Origin of the sequence: Streptomyces capoamus (assembly GCF_014654935.1) — a bacterium.
GTDB classification, from domain to species: domain Bacteria; phylum Actinomycetota; class Actinomycetes; order Streptomycetales; family Streptomycetaceae; genus Streptomyces; species Streptomyces capoamus.
Map to the genome: position 1 here is coordinate 176,372 of NZ_BNBF01000018.1, position 3,318 is coordinate 179,689.

Annotated in this window: 5 protein-coding genes; 3 read left to right on the plus strand and 2 right to left on the minus strand. The window is 70.9% G+C overall.

Annotated features, from left to right (window positions below; genetic code table 11):
- The first annotated feature begins 54 nt into the window (after positions 1-54).
- The 3 genes from IE312_RS26455 to IE312_RS26465 all read left to right on the plus strand — a co-directional run bounded on the left by IE312_RS26455 (position 55) and on the right by IE312_RS26465 (position 2,141).
- A complete protein-coding gene (locus IE312_RS26455; RefSeq protein ID WP_229900463.1) occupies positions 55-1,368 on the plus strand; it encodes an MFS transporter in 1,314 nt (437 codons plus the stop codon).
- 93 nt (positions 1,369-1,461) lie between these two features.
- A complete protein-coding gene (locus IE312_RS26460) occupies positions 1,462-1,746 on the plus strand; it encodes a hypothetical protein (protein WP_189984826.1) in 285 nt (94 codons plus the stop codon).
- A complete protein-coding gene (locus tag IE312_RS26465) occupies positions 1,743-2,141 on the plus strand; it encodes a type II toxin-antitoxin system VapC family toxin (protein ID WP_189984827.1) in 399 nt (132 codons plus the stop codon). Before IE312_RS26460 ends, IE312_RS26465 begins: the two co-directional genes overlap by 4 nt.
- Before the next feature lie 60 nt (positions 2,142-2,201).
- Here the strand turns inward: IE312_RS26465 and IE312_RS26470 are convergent, their stop codons facing one another.
- Positions 2,202-2,732 carry a hypothetical protein gene (locus IE312_RS26470; RefSeq protein WP_189984828.1) on the minus strand — a complete coding sequence of 177 codons (531 nt, stop codon included), beginning with the start codon at positions 2,730-2,732 and terminating at the stop codon, positions 2,202-2,204.
- A 113-nt stretch (positions 2,733-2,845) separates the two neighbouring features.
- Positions 2,846-3,318, minus strand: a 473-nt coding sequence (locus IE312_RS26475) for a tetratricopeptide repeat protein (protein ID WP_189984829.1), incomplete at its 5' end; no start/stop codon positions are given.

Genomic DNA, 3,318 nt, shown 5'->3' on the forward strand with positions numbered 1-3,318 from the left:
AGCGCGCTCGGCTTCACCGCCCAGTCCCTGCAATGGGTCGTCAGCGCGTACGCCGTGGCCTTCGGCGGATTACTGCTCCTCGGCGGTCGCGTCGTCGACCGCCTCGGTGCCCGTGGTGTCTTCATCGCGGGCCTGGTCATATTCGGACTCTCGTGCCTCCTCGGCGGCTTCGCCGAGAGCCCGTCCGTGCGCGTCACCGCCCGTGCGCTCCAGGGGTTCGGCGCGGCACTGCTCAGCCCCGCCCTTCTCGCGATGATCCACACGTGCTTCGCGGAAGGCCCGGAACGCAATCGCGCCCTCGCTGTCTGGGGCGCCTGCGGAAGCGGTGGCCTCGCCGCCGGCGCGCTGCTCGGAGGCCTGCTCACCCAGGCATGGGGCTGGGAGTGGGTGCTGTTCGTCCTGGTGCCGCTCGCCCTGTTCGCCGCCGCCGTGGCACCCGCCGTCCTCCCGGCGGACCGGCGCACCGCCCGCGACCGCCGAGGCGGGTTCGACGTGCCGGGCGCACTGCTCGCCACCGCCGGGTCCTCGCTGGTGGTACTCGGGCTGGTGAGCGGACCGGAGGCCGGCTGGGGATCGGTCCGCGGGGCAGGAGCGATGGCCGTCGGGGCCGTGCTCCTCGCGGTCTTCGCCGTGGTCGAGCACAGGACCACGAGTCCACTGGTCCCCCTGCGCCTGCTGCGCAACCGCAGCCTGGTGACCGCGATCCTGATCATCCTGGTCTTCCAGAGCGCGCTGGGCGGCTCGTACTACATCTTCACCACCTACCTGCAGGGCGCCCTGTCCTACGACGCGCTGGAAGCCGGCCTGGCCTTCGTGCCGTTGACCCTCATCTCGATGGCCGCGTCCTTGCGGCTCGCCGGCCTCCTGCTGGCCACGTGGGGTCCGCGGGCCACACTCTTCACCGGCATGCTCGCCAACGGCTCGGGCATGGTCCTGCTGTCGGTGTCCATGAGCACCGACGCCACCTTCCTGAACCTGGTGCCCGGCCTGGTCGTGTGGGGCGTCGGCGGCGGAATCACCTTCCCCGCCATGTTCGCCTCCGCCGCCACCGGTGTCGCCCCCCAGGAGGCCGGCGCCGCCTCGGCGCTGGCCACCACCTCCCAGCAGATCGGCGGAGCGGCGGGCCTCGCCCTGCTCGTCGCCGTGGCCACCGCCGGACTGCCGGACTCCGGCCCGGCCCCGGCTGCCGCGGCTGTGGCCGACGGCATGAGTACGGCCATGTGGGTCGGCGGAGCGGCCTCCGTCCTCGGCGGCCTGCTGGCCTTCACCCTCAGGAAGCCCAGCACCGCACCGCCGATGGAGACGGCCGGGAACACCCCCGCGCCGTCGGCACCGCGCGACGAACGGAGCGTCCCCGACGCCCGCTGAAAGCACCGGCCGGCGGGTGGGACCGAGCACCACCCGGTTCGCCGGCCACTCGACGCGCCACCGCTATGCCATTCTCAATGCCATACTCGAGGTATGGCTGATGGCGAAGACGTGGACTTCCTGGCCGGCGAGGGTCCCACCAGCGGTATCTCCGTCACCTTGACTGCCGGGACGCTGCGGGCGATCCGGGAGCGGGTCGGCAAGCGGGGCGTGTCGGCCTACCTGGAGAAGGCGGCTCAGCGGCAGATCGAGCGGGACAACCTGGATGAGCTGATCGCCGACTTCGACGAGGTGCACGGCCCGGCCGACCCCGAGGCCGTGGCGGCCAAGCGCGCCCGGCTGACCGGTGGCGCTTCCCATGCCGGGGAAGCCGCGTGAGCGGTGCCCTGGTCCTGGACAGCGAGGGCTTGGCGAAGGCCGTACAACGCGACCGGGGCATCCATGAGTGGCTGACGGCGGCGCGCGAAGCGGACCTGCCCGTGATCACCTCGGCGGCGGTGCTGGTCGAGGTGATCCACCCGAAGATCAACGAAGCCGCACTGAAATGGACCCTGTCCCGCCTGAAAGTCGAGCCGGTGACCCAGGCCGTCGCGCAATCCGCCGCAGGCCTGCTGCGTGCGGCGGAGCTGCACGGCCACAAGTACGCCATCGACGCCATGCTGTGCGCGACCGCCCTGCAGCATCCCGGCCGGGTGACGATCCTTACTTCCGACGTGGAAGACATCAGGCTGCTCACCGCCGGCCATCCCCGCGTGCGTGCGGAGGAGGCCTGAGCCGAGGCGCCCGGTGGAGGCGATGCTCACGGCGCGCTTGACCGCCCCTACTCCCTGGGATCAGTTGTCGGTGGGCACCGCTTGCAGGAGGTTGGGCACGCCGCAGGCGCCGGCGAGGAGGTCGGCGTAGGCGGTGAGGATGCGGCGGGTGTCGTTGAGGGCCGCGCGGAGTTCGTCGGCCTGTGCCCAGAGCTGTTCATGGTCACGGCGGGAGCGGTCGGCAGGACGCCGGCCCTCCCAGTCCTCCAGCGCCGGGTGCCAGCGGGCGAGCAGGGGACGGATCCCGAAGTTGAGCATGGCGACCGCGAGGTAGCCGAAGTTGTACTGCCCGTTGCGCTTGGGCTCGGCGACCTCGGGGCCGTGCCGCCGCAGGACGTCGCGGGTCGTGGCGAACAGGGAGTACAGGCTGCTGAGCGCTTCGCGCAGAAGGCCCTCATCGGCGCGCAGGGGGACGACGGAGATCCGGGTGACCAGTTCTACGTAGACTTCCCAGGCCGCGCGGCGTTCGGCGTCGTTGGGCTCCCAGGTGCCGGAGATCTCCAGCACGCGCAGGTTCAGTTTCACATCCACGCTCTTGGGCGCGCGTACCATGACCGTTCCCCTCGGCTGCTGACGGTGTGCCTCGTCATCGGTTTCCCCGGGTCACGTTACCGAGGCGGATCATGTGGCGGTGCGGTCCGAGTCGGGTGCGTGCAGGTGAGGTCTCAGGGGGCGGCTGACTGGTCGTCCGGCGGGGGTTCGTCCTGGGGCTGCGTGACCTCCATGATCGATGCGACTACCTGGCCCGGCAGTTGTTCGTCGAGGAGGGAACGGAAGGCATCGTCGCCGAGGAGAGCCCTCTGCCGGCTGAGCCAGAAAAGGCTCGTTGCAGGTGGCCTTCCGACCTCCAGTTCAAGCGCCAAGGCCTGCAGCGTGTATGGCACGCCGTCGGCGGGGCCTTGCTGCTGGGTATGGAGCACACCCAGCTGACCGTAGCTGCGAGCGATGCCGGCGCGGTCGCCGAGCTCCACCAGGATGGTGAGGGAGGCGCGGTAGCGATCCTCGGCCTGCTGGTAGTCCCCCTGTAGTTGCGCGATCATGCCGAGTTGGTGGTAGCTGGAGGCGATGCCGGCGCGGTTGCCGAGCTCCTCCAGGATGGTGAGGGAGGCGCGGTAGCGTTCCTCGGCCTGCTGGTAGT